This window comes from Tissierella praeacuta DSM 18095 (assembly GCF_900128955.1).
Taxonomy (GTDB): Bacteria; Bacillota; Clostridia; order Tissierellales; family Tissierellaceae; genus Tissierella; species Tissierella praeacuta.
In genome coordinates this window covers 112,676-137,076 of record NZ_FQTY01000005.1, presented here as the reverse complement: position 1 = coordinate 137,076, position 24,401 = coordinate 112,676, and the positions used below count along the sequence as shown (strand labels likewise).

The 24,401-nt window shown below is 31.1% G+C and carries 21 protein-coding genes; 14 read left to right on the top strand and 7 right to left on the bottom strand.

Features of this window, described 5'->3' with window-relative positions:
• Positions 1-4: 4 nt before the first annotated feature.
• The 3 genes from feoB to BUB33_RS07690 all read right to left on the bottom strand — a co-directional run bounded on the left by feoB (position 5) and on the right by BUB33_RS07690 (position 4,135).
• Positions 5-1,999 carry a ferrous iron transport protein B gene (gene feoB, locus BUB33_RS07700; RefSeq protein ID WP_072975062.1) on the bottom strand — a complete coding sequence of 665 codons (1,995 nt, stop codon included), beginning with the start codon at positions 1,997-1,999 and terminating at the stop codon, positions 5-7.
• A gap of 50 nt (positions 2,000-2,049) precedes the next feature.
• Complete coding sequence (locus tag BUB33_RS07695; RefSeq protein WP_072975059.1) at positions 2,050-2,274, bottom strand: FeoA family protein; 225 nt, start codon at positions 2,272-2,274, stop codon at positions 2,050-2,052.
• A gap of 148 nt (positions 2,275-2,422) precedes the next feature.
• Entirely contained in the window at positions 2,423-4,135 is a 1,713-nt protein-coding gene (locus BUB33_RS07690; RefSeq protein ID WP_072975057.1) for a sigma-54 interaction domain-containing protein, read from the bottom strand.
• A 222-nt stretch (positions 4,136-4,357) separates the two neighbouring features.
• Between BUB33_RS07690 and BUB33_RS07685 the strand changes: the two genes are divergently transcribed.
• The 9 genes from BUB33_RS07685 to BUB33_RS07645 all read left to right on the top strand — a co-directional run bounded on the left by BUB33_RS07685 (position 4,358) and on the right by BUB33_RS07645 (position 14,202).
• Entirely contained in the window at positions 4,358-5,134 is a 777-nt protein-coding gene (locus BUB33_RS07685; protein WP_072975055.1) for an SDR family NAD(P)-dependent oxidoreductase, read from the top strand.
• A 21-nt stretch (positions 5,135-5,155) separates the two neighbouring features.
• Positions 5,156-6,559 carry an aminomethyl-transferring glycine dehydrogenase subunit GcvPA gene (gcvPA, locus tag BUB33_RS07680; RefSeq protein WP_084725270.1) on the top strand — a complete coding sequence of 468 codons (1,404 nt, stop codon included), beginning with the start codon at positions 5,156-5,158 and terminating at the stop codon, positions 6,557-6,559.
• Positions 6,560-6,580: 21 nt separating this feature from the next.
• Positions 6,581-8,143: an aminomethyl-transferring glycine dehydrogenase subunit GcvPB gene (gene gcvPB / locus BUB33_RS07675; RefSeq protein ID WP_072975053.1), complete on the top strand. Its 1,563-nt coding sequence runs from the start codon at positions 6,581-6,583 to the stop codon at positions 8,141-8,143.
• Positions 8,144-8,157: 14 nt separating this feature from the next.
• On the top strand, positions 8,158-9,276 hold the full coding sequence (locus BUB33_RS07670) for an ATP-NAD kinase family protein (protein ID WP_072975051.1): 1,119 nt from the start codon (positions 8,158-8,160) through the stop codon (positions 9,274-9,276).
• A gap of 84 nt (positions 9,277-9,360) precedes the next feature.
• Positions 9,361-10,821, top strand: coding sequence for a Na+/H+ antiporter NhaC family protein (locus tag BUB33_RS07665; protein ID WP_234950015.1), 1,461 nt, complete (start codon positions 9,361-9,363; stop codon positions 10,819-10,821).
• Positions 10,822-11,002: 181 nt separating this feature from the next.
• Positions 11,003-13,375, top strand: a complete 2,373-nt coding sequence (locus BUB33_RS07660; protein ID WP_340148001.1) for a heavy metal translocating P-type ATPase — start codon at positions 11,003-11,005, stop codon at positions 13,373-13,375.
• A gap of 48 nt (positions 13,376-13,423) precedes the next feature.
• On the top strand, positions 13,424-13,630 hold the full coding sequence (locus BUB33_RS07655) for a heavy-metal-associated domain-containing protein (RefSeq protein ID WP_072975044.1): 207 nt from the start codon (positions 13,424-13,426) through the stop codon (positions 13,628-13,630).
• Between the two features lie 14 nt (positions 13,631-13,644).
• Positions 13,645-13,914: a metal-sensing transcriptional repressor gene (locus BUB33_RS07650; RefSeq protein ID WP_072975042.1), complete on the top strand. Its 270-nt coding sequence runs from the start codon at positions 13,645-13,647 to the stop codon at positions 13,912-13,914.
• A gap of 138 nt (positions 13,915-14,052) precedes the next feature.
• Positions 14,053-14,202 (top strand): aspartyl-phosphate phosphatase Spo0E family protein, encoded by a 150-nt coding sequence (locus BUB33_RS07645; RefSeq protein WP_084725268.1) that lies wholly within the window; start codon positions 14,053-14,055, stop codon positions 14,200-14,202.
• A gap of 96 nt (positions 14,203-14,298) precedes the next feature.
• On the opposite strand, the gene BUB33_RS07640 is transcribed toward BUB33_RS07645, so the two are convergent.
• Positions 14,299-14,694: a helix-turn-helix domain-containing protein gene (locus tag BUB33_RS07640; protein ID WP_072975040.1), complete on the bottom strand. Its 396-nt coding sequence runs from the start codon at positions 14,692-14,694 to the stop codon at positions 14,299-14,301.
• A 154-nt stretch (positions 14,695-14,848) separates the two neighbouring features.
• Here BUB33_RS07640 and BUB33_RS15715 point away from each other — a divergent pair, with 154 nt between their 5' ends.
• The 5 genes from BUB33_RS15715 to cuyB all read left to right on the top strand — a co-directional run bounded on the left by BUB33_RS15715 (position 14,849) and on the right by cuyB (position 21,853).
• Entirely contained in the window at positions 14,849-15,016 is a 168-nt protein-coding gene (locus BUB33_RS15715) for a Spo0E family sporulation regulatory protein-aspartic acid phosphatase (protein ID WP_084725266.1), read from the top strand.
• Positions 15,017-15,119: 103 nt separating this feature from the next.
• Entirely contained in the window at positions 15,120-16,040 is a 921-nt protein-coding gene (locus tag BUB33_RS07630; protein ID WP_072975038.1) for a DnaJ C-terminal domain-containing protein, read from the top strand.
• A gap of 145 nt (positions 16,041-16,185) precedes the next feature.
• On the top strand, positions 16,186-18,783 hold the full coding sequence (gene clpB / locus BUB33_RS07625) for an ATP-dependent chaperone ClpB (RefSeq protein ID WP_072975035.1): 2,598 nt from the start codon (positions 16,186-16,188) through the stop codon (positions 18,781-18,783).
• A gap of 163 nt (positions 18,784-18,946) precedes the next feature.
• Positions 18,947-20,974, top strand: coding sequence for a sigma-54 interaction domain-containing protein (locus BUB33_RS07620; protein ID WP_072975033.1), 2,028 nt, complete (start codon positions 18,947-18,949; stop codon positions 20,972-20,974).
• 183 nt (positions 20,975-21,157) lie between these two features.
• A complete protein-coding gene (cuyB, locus tag BUB33_RS07615; RefSeq protein WP_072975031.1) occupies positions 21,158-21,853 on the top strand; it encodes a cysteate racemase in 696 nt (231 codons plus the stop codon).
• Between the two features lie 56 nt (positions 21,854-21,909).
• Here cuyB and BUB33_RS07610 read toward each other — a convergent pair whose 3' ends face one another.
• The 3 genes from BUB33_RS07610 to BUB33_RS07600 are packed head-to-tail and all read right to left on the bottom strand — an operon-like array spanning position 21,910 to position 24,315.
• Positions 21,910-23,490 (bottom strand): ABC1 kinase family protein, encoded by a 1,581-nt coding sequence (locus BUB33_RS07610; protein WP_072975028.1) that lies wholly within the window; start codon positions 23,488-23,490, stop codon positions 21,910-21,912.
• Between the two features lie 44 nt (positions 23,491-23,534).
• A complete protein-coding gene (locus tag BUB33_RS07605; protein WP_072975025.1) occupies positions 23,535-23,813 on the bottom strand; it encodes a phasin family protein in 279 nt (92 codons plus the stop codon).
• Positions 23,814-23,868: 55 nt separating this feature from the next.
• Positions 23,869-24,315, bottom strand: coding sequence for a YaaR family protein (locus BUB33_RS07600; protein ID WP_072975022.1), 447 nt, complete (start codon positions 24,313-24,315; stop codon positions 23,869-23,871).
• Positions 24,316-24,401 lie beyond the last annotated feature (86 nt).

Here is a 24,401-nt window from a genome sequence, read left to right as displayed (position 1 = left end):
CCTCCTAAAAACCTAATAATCTACCAACTTGGTAAACAAGTACAGAGGATATCCAACCTATTATAAAAGGATAAACTGTCATAAATACTGCCCATTTAGTAGAATTAGTTTCCTTTTTTACAGTACCTATTACTGCGGCACAGGGTGTGTATAAAAGTACCATTACCATAAAAGATATAGCAGTAAGAGGAGTAAATACATTTTGTAAAGCACTAACTAGCTGAGAACCTTCAGATACTCCAGCATAAACCATACCTAGAACAGCTACTACAGCTTCCTTAGCTGCTATACCTGCAAACAAACTAACTGTAGCTTGCCAAGTACCAAATCCAGCAGGTATAAATATAGGAGCTAAAATAGTACCTATTTTACCTAAAATACTTTCTTGACTATAGGGTTCTACTCCAAATGGCAATACAGATAAAACCCAAAGTAGAGAAACTACAACAAATATAATAGTTCCAGCTCTATATAAGAAATCCCATACCTTATCCCACATATCCCTTATAACATACTTAAATATAGGTAGTCTATAAGGAGGTAGTTCCATAATAAAATGTGAAGATTCACCTTTAAATAGTGTTTTTGAAAATATTTTACCAACTAATAAAGCCATTATAATACCGAGAGTATAAAGAGAAAACAATACTATTCCCCCATGTTTAGGGAAAAACGCAGCAATAAACACTAAATAAATAGGTAATCTTGCTCCACAAGACATAAATGGATTAATAAGAATAGCAATCATTTTATCCTTTTTATTATCTAAGGTTCTAGCAGACATTATTCCAGGGACATTACATCCAAAGCCTACTATCATGGAAATAAAAGTTTTACCATGAAGACCAAGGGTTCTCATCAATCCATCCATTACATAAGCAGCTCTAGCCATATAACCTGTATCCTCTAATATACCTATAAAAAAATATAATACTGTAATGAGAGGAACAAATTCAAATACAGCACCAACCCCAGCAAATATACCTTCAGAAATAAAAGATTGCACCCATTCAGGAGCATTTATCATAACTAATAGATTAACTACATATTCTCCAATGGTTTCCACAATAGTTGCTACATATCCACCAAGTATATCTTGACCAAGAACAAATGTAAGTTGAAATATGGTAAACATAATTAAAGCAAATATAGGAAGTCCTAAATATTTATGTGTAATAATCTTATCTATTTTATCAGTTGGAGTTTCTACTGTATCAGATGGTTTTTTCACAGTCTTATTTACAATAGTGTTTATAAAATCATATCTTTTATCTACAATTTGTAATTCATATTCTGTGGACTTTTCCTCTAATGATATTAATCTTTCTTTAATAGGTGCAGTACCTTTATTCTCTATAAGTCTATAGACTTCCTTATCACCCTCTAAGAGTTTTATTGCCACCCACTTGCCAGGGTATTCTAAGTTTGAATTACTAAGCATTGAGTTTATATCTTCAATTTCTTTATCAATGTCCTCTCCATAACTAAATTTCAAATTAGGATTTTCTTTATTTTCCGCATATTGAATAGATTTTTCTATTAGCATATCTAACCCCTTAGATTTGGAAGCTACAGTAGGGATTATTGGAACTCCTAGCTCTTTAGATAATTTTTCTAAATCAATTTCAATATTTTTTTGCTTGGCTTCATCCATCATATTAAGTGCTATAATAACCTTTGCACCCATTTCGATTAATTGTGTTGTTAAATATAAATTTCTTTCTATATTAGTAGCATCAACTACATTAATTACAATATCTGGATTTCCTTTAAGTATATAGTCACGAGCAACTACTTCATCTTCTGAATAAGCTCCAAGGCTATAAGTTCCCGGCAAGTCGACGACATTATAGTGATTTCCTTTATATTTAAATTTTCCTTCTTTTTTTTCAACAGTAACTCCGGGCCAATTGCCAACATGTTGATTGGAACCAGTTAGAGCATTAAACAATGTAGTTTTTCCACTATTAGGATTACCTACAAGAGCAATGGTATTCAAAAAAATTCCCCCTTTATAAATGATAGCCATTATCAACTAATAACAAAAAATTAACGCTCAACTATAATATGACAGGCTAACCCGCGACCTAGAGCCAATTTATTACCGGATAAACTAATGATTAGAGGACCAAAATCATTTTTTATAACTTTAACATAGGCATTTTTATGGAGACCAAGCTCGTACAACCTTTTTTTAGCCTTACAGCATCCTGAGATTTCCTTAATTCTTCCACATTCATTAGGCTTTAAAGAAACTAAAGATAAAGTGCTCATAAATATCATCCTTCCATTTTATACAAAATAAGCCATAATGATAACGATTATCAACGTTATAAGTATAATATATTTCTCAGATAAATGCAATAAATTTATTATAGACAGGCAACTTACATATAAGCTACTTGTCTATTATTTCAGGAACCTATATTTCCAGTTCTTTGAGTTTTCTATATAATGTTCTAATACTAATTCCTAATTCTTTTGATGCTTTTTGTTTTCCTTCTAAATCCCAACCGTGTTTATTGAGGACATTTATAATTAAATCTGCTTCTTTTTGTGCAATTAGCTCTTTAAAATCGTTTTTTCCATTAGCTTTTTTTCTTATTCTATGGGGAAGGCTTTCAATATGAATAATTTCTGTATCTTCCATATTAATTGCATATTCTATAGTGTTTTCAAGTTCTCTTACATTTCCTGGCCATGAATATGATTTCATAAGTTCCAAGGCTTCTTTGGAAATATTATTAATGTTTTTCATTAGTTTTCTATTATATTTTTCTATAAAATGGGTTGAGAGTATGTCTATATCCGATAATCTTTGATTTAATGGAGGTAAATAAATAGGTATAACATTTAATCTATAGAACAAATCAGCTCTAAATTTATTTTCATTTACCATTGACTCTAAATCTTGATTAGTAGCTGCTATTATTCTAATATCCACTGGGATATTTGTGATACTACCTAATCTTTGTATAGCATTTTCTTGAAGAACTCTAAGTAATTTGGCTTGTAAGTAAATTGGCAATTCACCAATTTCATCTAAAAAGATTGAACCACCATTAGCCAATTCAAACAAACCTAATTTACCACCTTTTTTTGCACCAGTAAAAGCACCTTCCTCATATCCAAAGAGTTCAGATTCAAATAAAGAGTCTGGTATATTAGCACAGTTAATTGGAATGAAAGGATTATTAGCTCTTTTACTTGTATAGTGAATTGCTTTTGCCACTACTTCCTTTCCTGTGCCTGTATCACCAGTTATTAAAACTGAAGAAGATGAATTGGATATTTTTTTTATTTGTGATTTTATATTTTCTATTTTGTAATCATTGGAGATAATGGAGCCTAAATAATCTTCTTTAATATGTGAATTTGAACTATTTTTATCTTTTTCTAATTTTAGAATGTAACCCACTATATCTTCTTCTATTTTTAAAGGTCTGGAGTATAAAATTCCTTTAAATCCTTCTATAACACAATATTTTTTCCCCTGTTTTTCTTCATTAAATATCCAATTAGTAATGTCTTTAGGAAACATTAAATCAATAGTTTGTGTATATAAATCGCAATAAGAAAATAGTTCTTCAATACCTTTAGTCCAATGAATTAAAAGACCCCTATTATTTACTATAAGATAGTTATCTTCTGTTTCTTCAATAATGTTACTAATTATTTCATGTAAGACTTGAGTATCTTTTTTTGAGTTTTCATTAAATGCAAACATAGATATTAAGTTTGAAATATCCTCCAACATATCTGTATATATTCGAATGTTTTCTTCAATCATATTATGTCCTTCTTGAGAAAATGATGTGAGACTCACTACACCTATAGGTTCTCCATTTAGTTTTATACAGGATAGAATTTCTATAGTAGAAGGACAGTTATTAACAAATCTGCATCCAACACATGATTTCATAAGTCCAGGTTTATTCACAATTACATTTCCTTGATTTAAGACTTCTTCTATAGAGGTTAAATGTACTTTTAGACCTTTCCTTTGCAAATAAACTTGTGTACTACTTACTAATTCAGCATTGGTGTTAAATATTGCATATTCCATATTGGTTAAGTTAGCCATTGTTGATACTATATTTGCTAAACTACTTTTTAAGCTTTTTAAATCAATCATATCAGGCACCTGCCATATCTAGCAAAAAAGTTGCTATATTTGTCAATAAAGACAATTTAATTATACCACATTAACTCAATAAAACAATTATAAAATTGCTAAAAGTCTGAAAAAATAGGTAGATTGCTAAAAGATATTTTTTATCTAATTTTTTGGCATGATTTATGCAAGATAGTAATACCAATAGCATTTGGCGAAAACTATTTTGTGAGGGGGAGAATTATGAATAATCCATTAAATTTAGAGGGAAAAGTAGCGGTTATTTCAGGTGGAGCTTCTGGTATTGGACTGGGAACGGGAAAATTATTAGCTCAACATGGTGCAAAGGTTGTGCTACTTGATGTTAATCAAGAAAAAGGAGACTCGGCAGCTAAAGAAATCATTAATGAGGGTAGTTTTGCTATTTTCAAGAAATGCGATGTGACTAATAATGAAGATTGTAAAAATACTATTAAATCAATAGAAGAAGAATTTGGCAGAATTGATATATTATTTAATAATGCGGGGGTTACTGTTAGAAAGACAGTAGTAGATTTAACAGAAGAAGAATGGGATTTTGTAATTGATGTAGGACTTAAAGGAACATATTTATTATCTAAATATACAATACCAATTATGGCTAAAAATGGAGGAGGAAGCATAATAAATACTGGTTCAGGCTGGGGACTAAAAGGTGGAGATAAGGCCGCTGTTTACTGTGCTGTAAAGGGTGGAATTGTAAATTTAACTCGAGCCATGGCAATTGATCATGGACCACAAAATATTAGAGTTAACTCTATAAATCCTGGGGATACTGACACAGCAATGTTAAGAGATGAAGGAAGACAGCTTGGAGAAAAGGAGATAGATGCTTTCCTTGTGGAATCAGCTAAGGGCAGACCCCTAGAAAGACTGGGAACACCATTGGATATTGCAAAGGCAGTACTGTTTTTATGTAGTGATTTATCAACTTGGGTTACTGGAACTGCTTTAGTTGTAGATGGTGGAGGAATTGCATAATAAAATTTAGGAGGTAGAAGTATGACAATACGTGGATTTAAAAATCATCCCTATATTCCAAATTCAGATTTAGAAGTTCAAAGGGAAATGTTAGAAAAAATAGGATTAAAATCTTTAGATGAATTACATGCAGAAGTACCAGAAGAATTAAAATTAAAAAGACCGTTGAATTTGCCAAAGCCTTTTGAGTCAGAGTATGAATTAAAAAGAGGCATAGATAAAATTTTGAGAAAGAATATATCATCTAAGGAATATTTGAATTTTCTAGGAGCAGGATGCTGGCAGCATTATGTACCAGCAGTTTGTGATGAAATAAATAGCAGATCTGAATTTTTGACTGCTTATGCTGGAGAGCCATATAATGACCATGGTAGATTTCAGACTTTGTTTGAATATGAGTCCTTATTAGCGGAATTACTTGATATGGATGTTGTAAATGTTCCTACCTTTGATTGGGCTCAAGGAGCTGCTACATCCCTCAGGATGTCATCTAGAATTACTGAAAGGTCTGAAGCTTTAGTTGTTGGGACTATAAGTACTGAAAGGTTGATGATAATAAAAAATTATTGTGATCCAGGGGTTAAAATTACTTTAATTGATTATGATAAAGAAACTGGAAAGATGGATTTAGAAGATTTGAGGAAAAAGATTTCTGATAATACTGCAGCAGTATATTTTGAGAATCCTTCATATTTAGGATTTATTGAAGACCAAGGGGCTGAGATTTCTAAGATAGCTCATGAAGCTGGTGCAATATCAGTAGTAGGTGTTGATCCAAGTAGCTTGGGAGTTATAGCACCTCCATCATCCTATGGAGCAGATATTATATGTGGAGATCTTCAACCTTTGGGGATGCATATGAATTATGGTGGAGGACAATCAGGTTTTATTTCTACTAGAGATGAAGAAAGATTTGTAATGGAGTATCCATCTAGATTATTCGGTGTAGCTCCCACTATAAAAGAAGGAGAATATGGATTTGGAGATATAGCCTATGAAAGAACTTCCTTTGGAAACTTGAGAGAGAAAGGTAAGGAATACGTAGGTACACAAACTGCTCTGCTTGGTATTACAGCAGGAGTTTATTTGTCTTTAATGGGACCTAAGGGAATGGTTGAATTAGGGCAAAATATTATACAGAAATCCTTATACGCTATAGAAGAACTATCTAAAGTAAAAGGCGTTAAAGGCTCAAGGTTTAATAATATAGGATTTAAAGAATTTGTAGTTGATTTCAATAATACTGGAAAAACCGTAAATGAGATAAATAAGAAATTACTAGATGAAGGTATATTTGGTGGCAAAGATTTATCTGAGGAGTTCCCTGAATTAGGTCAATCGGCTTTGTACTGTGTTACTGAAGTTCATTTAAAGGAAGATATTGATACTTTAGTAAATGCCATTAGAAAAATCATCGAAGGATAATCTATAGAAAGGATTGATTAAATGAAGAGAATAAAGAGAAGCTCTAAGGTTAGAGACTTTCATCAAGCAAGATGGAATGAGCCAATTATATTTGAATTAAGTCGCAAGGGCGAAAGGGGAGTGTTAGTTCCCAAGGCAGAAGAAGCTATAATTAATCAAGTGGGAGATGGATTGTCTAAACTTCCTTTATCTATGAGAAGAAATGGAGCACCTAATTTACCAGAAATAAATCAGAAGAGAGTTTTAATGCATTATTTAAGACTTTCACAGGAAACTTTAGGTGGAGATATAAATGTGGAAATCGGTCAAGGAACTTGTACTGTAAAATATAATCCTAAGATCAATGATAAAATTGCTAATACTGAAAAGATGACAGCACTTCATCCTTTACAAGATGAAAGTACAGTTCAGGGTATATTAGAAATAATGTATAAAACGGATTTAATGATGAGGGAAATTTCAGGTATGGATTATTTTAGTTTCCAACCTGGAGGAGGCTCTCAAGCCACTATGACTATGGCCTCAATTGTTAGAATGTATCATAGATTAAGGGGAGAAGAAGAAAAAAGAGATGAAATAATAACTACTGTATACTCTCATCCTTCTGATGCAGCAGCACCAGCTTTAAAGGGATATAAGATAATTACAATTATGGCCGATGAAAATGGACATCCCGACTATGAGGCTTTTAAAGCCGCAGTAAGTGATAGAACAGCTGCTTTTGTTGTAGCAAACCCTGAAGATACTGGTATATTTAATCCAAGAGTCAAGGAGTTTACAGATTTAGTGACTAAGGCGGGAGGATTAAATTGTTATGATCAGGCTAATGCCAATGGACTTTTCGGTGTAGCTAGGGCAAAGGAAGCAGGATTTCATATGTGTTATTTCAATCTTCATAAATCCTTTGGAACACCACATGGATGTGGAGGACCAGGTTCTGGTGCAATAGGGGTAGTAGAAGAACTGAAACAATATTTACCAAAGCCATTAATTGCTTATGATGGAGAAAAATATTTTTTAGATTATGATTTAAAGAATAGTATTGGAAAAGTGAAGGCTTTTTATGGTACACCGCAAGTTGTTCTTAAAGCATATGCTTGGATAATGAGTTTGGGAGCAGAAGGATTATATGAAGTTGCTAAGGTAGCATCTCTTAACAATGTTTATTTAATTAAAAGACTATTAGAGCATAAAGGAATAACAGTTCCTTATAAAATAGATACTCAAAGAGTTGAACAGGCTAGATATACTGTTGAGAAAATAACTGAGGATACAGGAATTACTTCTGCTGATATATCCCGCAGAGTAATGGATTTTGGCATGCATATATGGTCAAGTCATCATCCGTATTATATTCCAGAGCCAATTACTTTAGAGCCAACAGAAACACCTTCTAGGGAAGATTTAGATGAGTATATAGATACGCTACATCATATATTTAATGAGGCTTATGAATCTCCAGAAATAATTCATAAAGCACCTCATAATAGTACTATCCATCAAGTAGATGAATCAAGCCTTGATGATCCGGAAAAATGGTGTCCATCTTGGAGGGTTTATCTTAGAAAGACAAAAGAAGATTAATTAGGTACTGCATTATGAAAACTATTGGACTAATTATCAATCCTGTGTCTGGAATGGGTGGTAAAGTTGGACTAAAGGGAACTGACGGTAGGGAAATTTTGGATAAAGCAATAAAGCTAGGGGCTGTGAAAGAAGCCCCTAGTAAAGCCGTTAAGGCTTTAAAAAAGCTAGAGCCCATTAAGGAAGAATTGTTGATACTAACTTCTTCTTTTGATATGGGAGAGAATCAATGTAAACTTTTAGGTTTTGATTATGAAATAATTCATAAATCTACCCAAGAAACTAATGCTTTAGATACTATAAATGCAGCTAAATTAATGGAGAAAAGAGGTGTAGAACTAATTATTTTTGTAGGTGGAGATGGTACTGCTAGGAATATATATGAGGCTATAAATAATAGGGTAGTCGTACTTGGTATTCCCGCAGGAGTAAAAATTCACTCTCCAGTCTATGGAAACACACCAGAATCTGCTGGAGAATTAGCTCTATTATATCTAAAGGGTGACAATCTTAATGTAAAAGAAGAAGAGGTTATTGATATAGATGAGGAAGCCTTTAGAAATGATATAGTAAGAACTCAACTTTTTGGTTATTTGAAAATACCCTATAAAAAAGAATTATTGCAAAATAAAAAGGCTCCTACTCCTTTGATAGAGGAAGCAAGTCAAAAAGCTATTGCCTTAGATATTATAGATAATATGGAAGAAGAAATATATTATATTATAGGACCAGGTACAACTACTAGGGCTATTATGGAAACATTGAATCTTCCTAGTACTTTATTAGGTGTAGATATTGTTAAGGATAAAAAGGTAATTAAATTAGACTGTAATGAAGAAGATATATTAAATGTTTTAGCTGATAAAAAAGGAAGGTTAATCATAACTCCAACAGGAGGGCAAGGATATCTTTTAGGAAGAGGTAATCAACAAATAAGCCCCAAAGTACTTAAAATAATTGGAAAAGATAATATTTTAATAATAGCTCCTAATTCTAAAATAGTTGATTTAAGAGGAAATCCTCTCTTAATCTATACAGGAGATGAAACAACTGATAAAAAATTAGCAGGATATTATAGAATTAAGGTTGGATACAAAATGGATATTATATATAAGGTTTCAGGAGTATATTGAAACCTTATTTTATAAGAAGAACTTTCAGAAAATTGGGAAAATTGACAGAATATTAACAAACTTAAATTATAAGGAGGTAATATGATGGCAATTATTAAATTAACACCTATATTTTTATTAGCAGGTTTAATGATATCTGGTATGGATTTGGTTATGGCAGCACCTTTAGCTACAATTTATGCTGGATTCATAGCTGGATTTACTGAAAAACATAAATATGATGAAATAATGGAAAATGGTTTTAAAGCTGTAAAGGAAATGATACTTGTATTTTTCATTTTAATGTTTGCATATGCAGTGGCAGAAACCTTTATGGCTACAGGAGTTGGGGCATCTATTATAATAATTTCTTTGAAACTTGGAGTTACTGCAAAGACTGTTGCAATAGTAGGATTTGTAGTTACATCACTTTTATCAATAGCTACTGGAACCTCTTGGGGAACCTTTGCATCTTGTGCTCCTGTATTTTTATGGCTCAACCATATAGTAGGAGGTCATGTCCTACTTACAGCAGCTGCCATAGCTGGAGGATCCTGTTTTGGAGATAATATTGGTTTGATTTCAGATACTACAGTTGTTAGTTCGGGATTGCAAAAAGTTAATGTAACAGATAGAGTAAGACATCAAGGAGTATGGTCTGCATTAGTTCTTTTAATATCTGGATTAGTAATATATTTAGTTAGTATTTCAATGGGGCTGCCTAATACAGTAGGTAATGCTGCTGATGCTATTGATTCTATACCAGCAGATGTATTTGAAAGGTTGGCAGAAGTTAGACCTGCAGCAGTTACATTATTAGAGCAGGTAAAATCAGGAGTCCCCTATTTTATGGTAATACCTATGTTTCTTGTAATAGCTATAGCATTCAAGGGAGTTCCTACAATGATTTGTCTTGGCATAGGAATTATATCTGCATTAATCTTTGGATTAGCTGCTGGTACAGTAGGTTCTCTAAATGAGTTTTTAGAATTAGTTCAGGCTGGATTTGAGTCGGCAGGCAGCTGGTCAGTTGTTATGATGCTTTGGATAGGTGCCTTTGGGGGTATTATGAGCAGTATTGGAGCCTTTGAACCAATATCTAATTTTGTACTTAGAATATCTAAATCAGTAAGGCAATTAATGTTTTACAATGGTCTTCTTTCTATAATTGGTAATGCGGCTTTAGCTGATGAGATGGCACAAATAGTAACTATTGGTCCAATAATAAAAGAAATGACTGATAAAAATGTAGAGGCATCAGAAGAGGATATGTATAAACTTAGATTAAGAAATGCTACTTTTTCAGATGCAATGGGGGTATTCGGTTCTCAGCTTATTCCTTGGCATTGCTATATGGGATTTTATGTAGCAATATGCATGGCAGTTTATCCTTTGAAGGAAATCACGGCTATAGATATTATTAAGTATAACTATATGGCAATAATAGCTGTATTTTCAATGTTAATTCTTACATTGACAGGGCTTGATAGGTTTATTCCATTATTTAATATACCATCAGAACCACAGGTAAGTTTAAAAAAGAAGAAACAAAAAGTAGAGTTGTAAACTTTCACAGATTAATTTATATTTATATTTAGTATATTTAAAAGACCTCTGAAAATTAAAATTTTCAGAGGTCTCTATGTATAATTCAATATTATTTTAAAATAATATTGACAAAGTAATTAAAGAAGAATAAAATATAACCACACCCCCCTGGTGGGGGGGTAAGGAAAGGAGTGATATAGTGACAGTTAAAAAAGTAAATATAGATATAGTCGGTATGACCTGTGCAGCTTGCTCTAATAGAGTAGAAAGAGTATTAGCAAAACAGGAGGGAGTATTATCTGTAGTAGTAAATTTATTGGCGAATAAGGCGAATATTGAATTTGATACAGATAAGATTAAGCCCGAAGAGTTGGTTAAAGTTATAGAAAAAACAGGATATAATGTTCCATTATTGAAAACAACATTAATTGTTGAAGGAATGACTTGTGCTGCTTGTTCTTCTAGAGTGGAGAAGGTATTAAATAAACAGGAAGGCGTAGTCAAGGCTACTGTAAATTTGTCTACTAATAAGGCTGTAGTAGAATATCCATCTGGTGTAATAGATGAAGATATTTTAGTTAAGATTATAGAAAAGGCAGGGTATAAAGCTGAGGTAGAGATAGAAAGAGATTTAGATAGGGAAAAAGAATTAAGAGAAAAGGAAATTAAATCTCTTAAGACATCATTTATCTTTTCTGCAGCACTTAGTCTACCTTTATTTTCAGCTATGTTTTTTCATATGGCTGGAATTCATACTATTTTAACCAATGGATGGTTTCAACTTATACTTGCAACTCCTGTACAGTTTCTTATAGGTTATAGATTTTATAAAGGTGCATATAACTCTTTAAGAGGTGGAGGAGCTAATATGGATGTTTTAGTATCCATGGGAACATCTTCAGCTTATTTTTATAGTATATATAATCTTATAACAGGAGTTCATGAATATTATTTTGAGGCCTCTGCAGTTATAATAACATTAATTCTTTTAGGAAAAACCTTTGAGGCAGTAGCAAAAGGAAAGACTTCTGAGGCAATAAAGAAATTAATAGGTTTACAACCAAAAACAGCTAGAATTATAAAAGATGGAGTAGAAATGGATATTTCCATAGAAAAGGTGGAAATTGGTTATATTGTAGTAGTTAGACCAGGAGAAAGGATTCCAGTAGACGGGATAGTTGTGGAAGGAAATTCAGCTGTAGATGAATCTATGATTACGGGAGAAAGTATTCCTATAGATAAAACTGTAGATGATGAAGTAATAGGTGCTACTATTAACAAATTCGGTACATTTAAGTTTAGAGCAACTAAAATAGGCAAGGATACTGTATTATCTCAGATAATTAAACTTGTTGAAGATGCCCAAGGTTCAAAGGCACCAGTTCAAAGACTGGCGGATAAAATAGCTGGAGTATTCGTTCCTGTAGTTGTAGTTATTGCCTTAATAACATTTTTAGGATTTTACCTTATAGGAGGGAATTTTAATATTGGACTCATAAATGCAGTTGCCGTTCTAGTTATAGCTTGTCCATGTGCATTGGGTTTAGCTACACCTACGGCTATTATGGTAGGTACAGGTAAAGGTGCTGAAAACGGAATATTAATTAAGTCAGGAGAGCATTTAGAGAGAGCACATAAAATAGATACAATAGTATTTGATAAAACGGGTACAATAACTAAAGGTGAACCAGAAGTAACAGATATCATTTCTTTTAATGACATGGATAGGGATGAAATACTTAGAATAGCTGCATCAGTGGAAAGGACTTCTGAGCATCCTCTAGGTCAATCTATAGTAAAAAAAGGTGAAGAAGAGTTATTAAAACTATTAGAGCCGGAAAAGTTTATTGCTATTCCAGGCAAGGGACTTAAAGCTACCTTTGAAGGAAAAGAAGTATTTATTGGCAATAGAAAGTTAATGAGTGATAATAATATTTCTATAGCTAAGGGAGAAGAAATTTTATTAAAGTTAGAAGAAGAAGGAAAAACTGCAATGTTATTGTCCTTAGATAATAAATTATCGGGTATACTAGCAGTAGCAGACAAAATAAAAGAAACATCAAGAGATGCCATAGAAGAATTAAAAAATATGGGATTAGATATATATATGATAACAGGAGATAATAAAAGGACAGCAAAAGCAATAGCTAAGGAAGTAGGCATTACTAATGTATTAGCAGAAGTATTGCCTGAGAACAAAGCAGAAGTAGTAGAGGAGATTAAATCTAGAGGTAAGAATGTAGGAATGGTTGGAGATGGTATCAATGATGCTCCTGCCCTAGCAGCAGCAGATGTAGGGTTCGCCATAGGTACAGGGACAGATGTAGCTATGGAAGCTGCAGATATTACTCTTATGAGGGGAGATTTATCTAGTATAGTTACAGCCATAAGGCTTAGTCATAGAACTATGAGAACTATAAAGCAAAATCTGTTTTGGGCATTTTTTTATAATAGTATAGGAATACCCTTTGCAGCATTAGGATTTTTAGATCCAATGATTGCAGGGGCAGCAATGGCATTTAGTTCAGTATCTGTAGTGACAAACTCACTAAGATTGAAAAAGTTCAATTAACAATCGTTAATGGTTAATTAATAATTGATAAAAATGGGAGGAATAAAAATGAAAAAAACATTATTAGTAGAAGGTATGTCCTGTGGACATTGTGAGAAGGCGGTAAAAAATGCATTAAAAGAATTAAATGGAGTATTAAAGGTAGAAGTTGACTTATCGTCAAAAAAGGTAGAAATTGAAGGAGAGGGTTTAAATGATATTCTTATAAAAGGAGCTATAGAGGATGCAGGATATGATTTAATAGAAATAAGGTAGAAAGTAGTGATTAAATGAATGAAGGAAAAAAGAAGGCAGCAAATAAATTAAAGACGGCTAGAGGACAGATAGACGGCATAATAAAAATGATAGAAGAAGATAGGTATTGTGTAGATGTTTCTACACAAATCCTATCTGCTATAGGACTTCTAAAAAAGGCAAATATAGATGTATTAAACGGACATATAAGATCCTGTGTAACTACAGCAATTTTAGAAGGTGAAAAGCAAGGTGAAGAAAAGATAGAAGAAATAATAAATATTATAGATAAATATATAAAGTAAAAATGTAGAAATAGCTTGTGAACAACAAGCTATTAAAATTTTTAAAATATAATTTATAAGATATTCCTAAAAAAACATTGTATACCAATATTTTTTGCCGTATAATAGTAATATTATTGCTATTGGGAGTGAAGAGATGTGAAAAATGAAATAAATGAAATTAGGGAAAAATTGCATAAGGAAATGGAACTTAAAGAAATTACAAAAAAAAGTATAATTGAAATCTCTGAAGAATTAGATAGACTTATTGTCCAATACTATTTAGAAGAAGAAAGAAGACTACAGTAATAACTATGCAATAATTATGGTTTAAATTTCCCTACAAAAAAGAATTATCGTTAAATTAAAGGTCAGGAATGGTCAAACTTATATAGATATTTCTAGCTATTTTCCAGAAGAAGACAAGATAAGTTTATAGATATCCTTTATTAAGGAAAGCTGCTCTTTAGAGCTGCCTTTTAATATATTTAATATTTCTTTTAGTTCATCATCAATAGACTCTTTATAACTATTATCAAAAGCTTCCAAAATAATCATGTTTTCCATATAGCGGCTATGACCGTATAGAAGATAATCTACGGATATATTTAGACTACTGGCGATATTTGCTAAGGTGTCTAAACTCATCTTACGATCACCTCTTTCAATCTGGCCAATATAAAATGATGAAAGTCCAACTATTTCAGCAAATTTTTCCCTGGATATTCCTAGTTTTTCCCTTTCTAATCTGATTCTCAAGCCCATGTCGTTGTAATTTAATGTCTTTTTAATTTCATTCATATTTGCCACCTCAATTATACTGTATACATTTATTGGTCTTAACTAAATTGGCTGTTGGCATATAAATATAATTGCCTATTTGCATAAAAGGGATTGTATTAAGCATAACGGATATTATATAATAAATACAATAGAATTTAGTGGAGGTAAAATAATGACTGTTAGAAAAAGTGAAGTAGAAAAGTTAAGAGAGTTGCTACATAAAGCAATAAAAAATGATGAATATAAAGAAATATTAAAAATAAGCAAAGAACTTGATGAATTAATAATAAAATATATTAAAAGTGAAAACAGAATTGAAGAAAAATTTTATGATATATAATAATTTATATTATATTGATTTTATTTAGTAAAATGGGTATAATTAATTTGAAGGTCAAAGAAAGTCAAAAATAAAATCGAATTTAAAAAAGGGAGCAGATCATATGGAGTATAAAGATTATTATAAGATATTAGGAGTAGACAAATCTTCATCCCAAGATGAAATAAAAAAAGCATATAGAAAACTGGCAAAAAAATATCATCCAGACTTACATCCCAATGACGATAAGGCACAAGAAAAATTTAAAGAAATAAATGAAGCTTACGAAGTATTAGGTGATGCAGATAGAAAGAAAAAATACGATACATTTGGATCAGGTTATAATTTTACAGGGGGACAAGACTTTGATCCATCTCAATATGGATTTGGAAATGGAAGTTATACTTATACTACCTCTGGAGATTTTAGTGATTTTTTTAATATGTTTTTTGGTGGAAGTCAAAAAACTAGTAGTAGAATGGGTGGTTTTGATTTAGGGAATTTATTTGGTGGTGGTAGAAAGTCTACGGGAAGGCAAACACCATCATATGAATCAGAGTTAAATATTACATTAGAGGAAGGGTATAATGGTGTAATAAAAAATGTTAATCTCAATATAAGTGGAGAGAATAAGTCCCTATCTGTAAATGTTCCAAAGGGAATATTGCCCGGGAAAAAATTGAAGGTAAAGGGTGAAAAATGGGGAATAAAGGGAAATATTTTATTTAAAATAAATCTTGTGGAGGATGGTAAAAATAAACTTGATGGTCTGGATATAATAACAAGGTTAGACCTGTATCCATGGCAGGCTGCCCTTGGTGATAAGGTAGTAGTATCTACCTTAGATGGAAAGATCAAAGTAGATATTCCTAAATCCATTTCATCTGGGAAAAAGATTAGGGTACCTAAAAAGGGATATAAAGATATGAAAGGTAACCAAGGAGATTTATATATTGAAATGAACATAGTAATTCCACAAAATTTGACAGAAGAAGAAATTAAATTATATGAAAAACTTAAGCAATTATCACTTAAAAGGGAATAAAGAACAATTAATAAAGATAATTAACTATTATAAATTAAAGATTAAAGGATTAATATCTTCAATGAAATTCAATATTTTAAATTTCATAGGTGGCATTTGGATATTAATACTGTTAATTATCAAGTGAATTTAAGGAGGAATAAATATGGATTTAAACAAATTTACACAAAAATCATTAGAAGCAATACAAAATTCGCAAAACATGGCCATAAAAAATGGGAATCCTGAACTCCAAGAAATTCATATTCATTATGGCCTAATGATGCAGAATGATGGATTAATTCCAAAAGTATTGTCTTACATGGGAGAAAATCCAGAGTTGATTACCATGGATGTAGAGAGAGAAGTAGATAAACTACCAAAACAATCTGGTAGTGGAGCATCCTTATATCCTAGCAGGATATATACCAAGATTTTGCTTAATTCCCAAGAGGAGGCTAAAAAGTTTGGGGATGAATATGTAGGGGTTGAACATATCTATATATCACTTCTAAAGGAAAAGGCAACTACATCAGAGAGAATATTTAATAAATATAATATTAATCTTCAAAGATTCCTAGAGGCTTTGAAAAAAATAAGAGGAAATCAAAATATTACTTCAGACAACCCAGAGGCAACTTATGAAGCATTAACTAGATTTGGAAGAGATTTAGTAGAAGAGGCTAAAGCTGGAAAAGTTGACCCTGTTATAGGAAGAGATAGTGAGATACGAAATGTAATTAGAATATTATCTAGAAGAACTAAGAACAACCCAGTCTTAATAGGAGATCCGGGAGTAGGAAAAACAGCCATAGTAGAAGGATTGGCTCAGAGAATAGTTAATGGAGATGTGCCAGAAGGGCTTAAAGATAAAACTATATTTGCCCTAGATATGGGAGCATTAATAGCTGGTGCAAAGTATAGGGGAGAGTTTGAAGAAAGATTAAAGGCAGTATTATCTGAAATAGAAAAGTCAGATGGTCGAATAATAATGTTTATAGACGAACTCCATAATATAGTAGGTGCTGGTAGAACTGACGGGGCAATGGATGCATCAAATCTTTTGAAGCCTATGCTGGCAAGAGGAGAGGTTCATACCATAGGTGCTACTACCTTAGATGAATATAGACAATATATTGAAAAAGATGCAGCCTTAGAGAGAAGATTTCAAAAAGTATTGGTAACAGAACCTACAGTAGAAGACACCATATCCATACTCAGGGGATTAAAAGAAAAATATGAAATCCATCATGGAATAAGGATATCAGATGGTGCTGTAATAGCTGCTGCAACTCTTTCTGATAGATATATATCTGATAGGTTCTTACCTGATAAGGCTATAGACTTGATGGATGAGGCTTCGGCTATGATAAGAACAGAGATAGACTCCATGCCTGTGGAGCTTGATGAAATAAGAAGGAGAATACTTCAATTAGAAATAGAAAAGGCCGCATTAAAAAAAGAAACAGACGAAGCCTCTAAAATAAGACTAGAGAAGTTAGAAAAAGAATTATCAGACTTTAAAGAAAAATATGATGTGCTGAAAGCTCAATGGGAAGACGAGAAAAAGAATATATCTAGAGTCAAAGAGCTCAAGGAAGAAATAGATAGAGTAAAAAGGCAAATAGAAGAAGCTGAAAGAAAATATGACTTAGAAAAACTATCACAATTAAAATATGGCACTTTAGTTGAATTAGAGAAAAAACTACAAGAAGCAAATGAAAAAAATGAAAAAGATGAAAGAATGTTAAAGGAAGAAGTTACAGAAGAAGAAATAGCTGAAGTAGTAGCTAAATGGACTGGAATTCCAGTGTCTAAATTAGTTGAAACAGAAAGAGAAAAACTTTTATCTTTAGGTGAAATCCTTCATAAGAAAGTAATAGGTCAAGATGAAGCAGTAGCATCTGTAGTAGATTCTGTAATCAGGGCAAGAGCTGGAATGAAACCCTTAAATAGACCTATAGGATCTTTTATATTTTTAGGCCCAACAGGAGTAGGAAAAACAGAGCTGTCTAAAGCTTTAACTTCATCTTTATTTGATGATGAAAGAAATATGATAAGAATAGATATGTCTGAATATATGGAAAAGCATTCTGTATCAAGACTTATAGGGGCACCTCCAGGATATGTAGGTTATGATGAAGGAGGACAATTAACAGAAGCAGTAAGGAGAAAACCTTATTCAGTTATTTTATTTGATGAAATAGAAAAGGCTCATCCAGATGTATTCAATATATTGCTTCAAGTGCTAGATGATGGGAGGTTAACTGATAATCAGGGTAGAACGGTAGATTTTAAAAATACTGTTATTATAATGACATCTAATATAGGTTCTTCATATTTACTTGAAGGTATAAGACCAGATGGAAGTATAGATGAATCAGCAAGAGATAAAGTAATGGATGAAATGAGAAGAATTTTTAGACCAGAGTTTTTAAATCGTGTGGATGAAATCGTAATGTTTAAACCATTACAGAGAGATGAAATATTTAAGATAATAGATTTACAAATAGGAGAGGTTAGCTCTCGTCTAGAAGATAGACAAATTTCCATAGAATTAACAGAAGAAGCAAAGGAATTTGTCTTAAATAGAGCTTATTCAATTCAATATGGTGCAAGACCAGTTAAGAGATTTTTACAAAAGCATCTTGAAACTGAAATTGGTAGAATGATTATTAAGGGAGATTTGAAAGATAAGGATAGGATAACAGTTTCTGTGGAAAATGGAGAATTGAAGATGAATTCTATTGGTTTTTCTCAATAAAAAATTAATTTTAAATGAGTTTCAAAAAGGCTTCTTTAATCTAATAATCCTTAGATAGAAGCCTTTATTATTTTCCTTAATTGTACAAATTTTCAGTATTATATTATATAATATTAAAAACATTATTAATCTTTATTATAATATGGAAAGGTAGGTAAATATAATGAAGAAGATTGTAATGATTACTCCTGGAAAAGTAACTTCCGTTAATCTAGCCATTCAACTTGAAAGTATTTTTGGTGAATATACAGAGGTAAAATCTTATTGTTTAGAAGATGAACTAGATTTTGATTTTACAGATTCATTAGTTGTTCTTTCTTCACCCAATACTATGGATAAAAGAATACAAAATTTAATAGATAATGGTTTAGAATATATTGTAGCACAAAGGGTAATAAACCATAGATATATATCTGAATTATTGAATTTACCCAGGGGTACAGAGGTATTATTAGTTAATGACAGACCAGAATCTAGTTATGAAGCAATGGTTCAATTACAAGCTTTAGGAGTGAACTATATAAAATATTATCCATACTATCCAGGCATAACTTCTTATCCTGAGTTAGACATATCCGTTACAGTTGGAGAACCACATCTTGTTCCTTTTGGAGTAAAGAAAGTAATTAATATAGGAACTAGGCAAATAGACATTGTAACAGTAGTTGACATAGCCAATAGACTTGGTTTAATGAAGGCTTTAGGTGACAGACTTTCATCTCAATATATAAATCATATAATAAATTTATTAAACAGGTTAAATGACACAGCTAAGGATATGAAAATTATTAGCAGCAGATTAGAAACCGTTGCTAATTGTCTAGGAAAGGCTATTATATATGTTGATAAATCTGGAAGTGTTATTGTTAGCAATCAAGAAATGAGTAATATATTAAAATCTCCTTGTGAAGAAATTATTGGTAGAAATATTAAAGATATATTACCTCAAATAGCCAAGATAGATAGTCATGATGAAGTAGATGTTGTTAGAATTCATAATAATGACTTATTTGTTACATTAAAGGTTATAAAGGGAAAAGGCAGTGAAGATGGGATTATATATACCTTTGAAAAAAGTAAAGATATTGAAAAAAATGAACATGAGATACGTAGAAGAACTTCTGAAAATGCTATTAGAACAAAATACTATACATTTGATGATCTTATTTATAAAGGCAGCAACATGAAAGCATTAATAGATAAGGTAAAATCATTTGCTTCAACAGATTCTACTATTTTAATACAAGGAGAAAGTGGAACAGGAAAGGAATTATTTGCACAATCTATTCATTCAGCCTCTCATAGGTCATCAGGACCATTTGTTCCAGTGAATTTTGCTTCAATTTCCACTAGCTTGATAGAGAGTGAACTCTTCGGTTATGAAGAAGGCTCTTTTACAGGAGCAATGAAAGGTGGAAAAAGAGGACTTTTTGAAGAAGCCCATGGGGGAACTATTTTTCTTGATGAAATAGGGGATGCTTCCTTAGATTTTCAATGTAGATTATTGAGGGTTATACAAGAAAGGCAAGTGAGAAGAGTTGGAGGACTTAAGGAGATACCCATAAATGTAAGAATAATTGCTGCAACTAATAAAGACTTAGTATCTGAAGTTAAAAAAGGTAAATTTAGAGCAGATTTATACTATAGATTAAATGTTTTACCAGTTAGAATGTTGAGTTTAAAAGAGAGAAAAGAAGATATATTAATATTATCAAATTTCTTTTTAAAAAAGCATAGCATGAATAAAATTAATAATATAGAGGAAATCTTAGAAAAGGAAGCTATTAATTTATTATATAAATATAATTGGCCCGGAAATATTAGACAATTAGAAAATGCTATTGAATATATAGCTAGTATTAGTAGAATGAATAAAAAGCTGTCTATAAAAGAACTTCCAGAGTATATTACAGATAGAGGTGAAAAACTAGAAGGTTCTATATTAACAGACATTTTGGGAGAAAATATAATATGGATGCTTAAAAAAATTATGGATTCTAATGGTTTGGGTAGACGAGCCTTAGCAGAGCTGGCGAAAGAAGAAGAAATTGATTTGACAGAAGGAAAGATTAGAAGTCTAATTAATAGTGTTGAGGAACTAGGTCTAGTTGAGTCTAATACAGGAAGAAAGGGAACGGTACTGACGGAAAAAGGATATAATCTAATATATTCAATTTATGATATTAGATAGACATATTCTCTATTTTAAAATGGTAATAAGTTTAAAATTAAAGAAGAATGGGTTACATAATGGGAAGAATTTTCACCCTAAAAAATGCTTAATATTTATTAATCCTTGAAATTTTAATATTTATTTATTGGCATATAATTTGCATATAATAAGCAAGAAGCTTATTATATAGAGGTGATTAAAATGATTCTTGGAATAATGGGAGGAATGGGGCCTGCTGCTACTTGTGATTTATTCAAAAGGATAACAGACCTTACACCTGCAACTAAAGATCAGGAGCATTTGCATATTATAATTGATAGCAATGTAGAAATACCTGATAGAACTGCTTATATTTTAGGTATAGGACAGGATCCTATGCCGGAAATGATAAAGTCTATTCGAAGATTGGAAATGATGGGAGTAGATTATATAGCAATACCTTGTAATACAGCTCATTATTTTTATAACGAGATTATTAAATATACTAAAACCAAGATATTGAATATGATTTATGAAACGGGTTCATATCTAAAGGCAAACTTTGAGCATAAGAACTATTTACTTCTAGCAACAAAAGGAACTTATAAAGTAAAGATTTACAAAAATATTTTTGGGGAGTTTAATTTAAACATTATAGAACCAGATACTTCAGATCAGGAGCTTATTATGGATTGGATATATAATGTTAAATCTTCAAAGTTTAATGTAAATACCCTAGAGTTTCAAAACCTTGTAAGTAGATACACTGAAAATAAAGAGATTCCTATAATTTTAGGATGTACTGAATTGCCTATATTAGTAGAGAAAATAGGAGTTCTAGGAAAATATATCGACCCGGTTTCCATATTAGCTAAACGATGTATCGAGCTTGCTAAGGATGATTTGTTTATATCATAATAAGGGTCTTTCCTGTTTTGAAATCACTTCAAAATGGGAAAGACCCTTATTAAATTTTATAGTTTACCTGATTTAAATATTGAAATTAAAAGTAAAAATCCAGCCAATCCTGCACCTAAATAACCTATAATACCTATTGCAGAAACACCGTAAATATTTAATCCAATATTGGCGTTTATAACCAGAGAAGAACTAATTAATAAACCAGCTACAATAACAGAGAAAATAATTCTATTTACCATTTTATTTACTTCATTAAAGTTTTCATCCATATTTTTAAGCTCTAAATTTAGTCTTAATCTACCTTCTAATCCTCTATCAATTAGCTGTGAAAGTTTTAAGGGTAGATCCAAAGAAGCTTTACCTGCGGAGACAATTTTATTACCTAACAAAGTTAAATCATAATCCTTTAATTTATCTTCAATGGTCTTATTTTTAAAATAAGGAACTGCAATATCCATGATATTTAACTCTTTATCCATTTTAGCCAGAACACCTTGAAGAGTTAAAAGACCTTTTGCTAATAAAGTAATATCCTTTGGCATTATAATATTATTTTTTTTGCAAATAAGAATTACTTCTTCTAAAATTTTAGCTAAATCATAGTTATATATGGATTCATTTATATAAGTATTGTAAATTAAGTTTATATCTTGATAAAGCTTGTTTATGTCTACGTCGCCTTTTCTAATACCTATGCTGAGAACAGAACTAGTCATTAAATCTACATTATCAGTTGCCACTCCTTCTAAAAATAGGTTGAATTTTTTCTTGATTCCCATATCTAGATTTCCCATTAAACCAAAATCAATAAATCCAATTTTATTATTATGAATTAAAATATTACCAGGATGAGGGTCTGCATGAAAGAAGCCATCTTCAAAAACCTGTTTAAAATAATTGTAAATAAGTTTTTTGGCAATTTCTTTAATATCATATCCTTCAGCCAATAGTGTGGTAGTATCATCTATTTTTATACCACTAATAAACTCCATCACCAGAACATTAGAAGTACAATATTTGTCATATACAATAATATTTTTAATATATTTAATATCCTTGTTATGTGAATTGAATTTTTTAATATTTTCTTTTTCATTTATAAAATCCAGTTCTTTTTCAGTTGCAATTTTAATTTCTTCAATAACAGCTTTAACATCTAAAACTTCATTTTTTGTTGTAAACTTAATAAAAGGAGCTAATTTATTTAGAATAGCTATATCAGCTAAGATTTTTTCTTTTGCAAAGGGACGTTGAACTTTTAGAGCAACCTCTTCTCCTGTTTTTAGTTTGGCTAAATAAACCTCAGCTAAAGAAGCAGATGCAAGTGGAGTAGGTTTAAAATCTAAAAATACGTTTGAGATAGATTCCTTTAAACTTGTTTCAATAATTTTTTTCATAACATTGAAATTTTCAGGTTTTACATTATCTTGGAGTTTTTCTAATTCTATTATATATTCTTTAGGCAATATATCAGGTCTTGTAGACAATATTTGACCAATTTTAACAAAGGTTGGTCCTAATTCTTCTAAAACCAACCTTAGTTCCATAGGATTTCCAATTCCATTTTTAAAACCATGTTTAATTGCAACAGAAATAATTTCTTTAAATCTCAATCTAGTATAGTTATTTTCCATATTGAAAAATACCTTGAAAAATCAAGGTATTTCTTCCCCCCAAACTAACGGTTTTTTTCTAAATTATTAATTCTGGATTCCAAATTAGCTATATCGTCCTTAGTAGCTAGATTTAGTTCTTTTAATATATCCTTTAATTCAGAATTAGTAGTACCTTCTTTCTTATTTATAGCCCTTTTTAATTCTTCATTTAATTCCTTGCCTTGTTCCATAGTTATTTTTCCCTTTTCGACCATAGCTTCTACCACTTCATTAGCCTTTTCATATGTTAAAGCTAAGGTACCAATACCAGCTAAAAAAACCTTTTTAAGTATCTCTTCCATAGAAATCCCTCCCACTATAAAACAATATACCCATGTTTATATAAAATATTCAAGCCTATGTCATTATATCCATAAGGATTCCTTGAATATCGTTTAATCTTTTTAAGATATTAATTCTTTTATTTTCTAAGTCTAGAAATTCCTGTGTTAGTTCGTCTAGTTCCTGATCCACTTTTTTAACTAATGAATAAATCCTATGGCGACCTCGCCTATCGAGGGAATTTTCTTTGAAAAATACATGAGAATTATTTACAGTTATATTTAAAAATTCCCTAACTAGTTTTTTATATTGAATTAAATCATCTATAAATAGTTTATCAGACAATTTATCAGATTGAGTTTCGATTTTATCATATAAGGACTTTAGTTCAGCTCTAATCTGATCTTGTTCTAATTCATTTAATTTTAGTTTAAAGGTATCCTTTACAGCTTTTCTATCTACGGCTCTTGAAATTTCTATAGGAGAAATACTTTCTATCCCAGCTCTATTAATCTTATTCATAGCACACCTCCTGCCTTTCTATTATATAATATCGGCAGAAATGTGGAAATAAGTAATATCTCTATTAAGAAAAATAAAGAAGATGA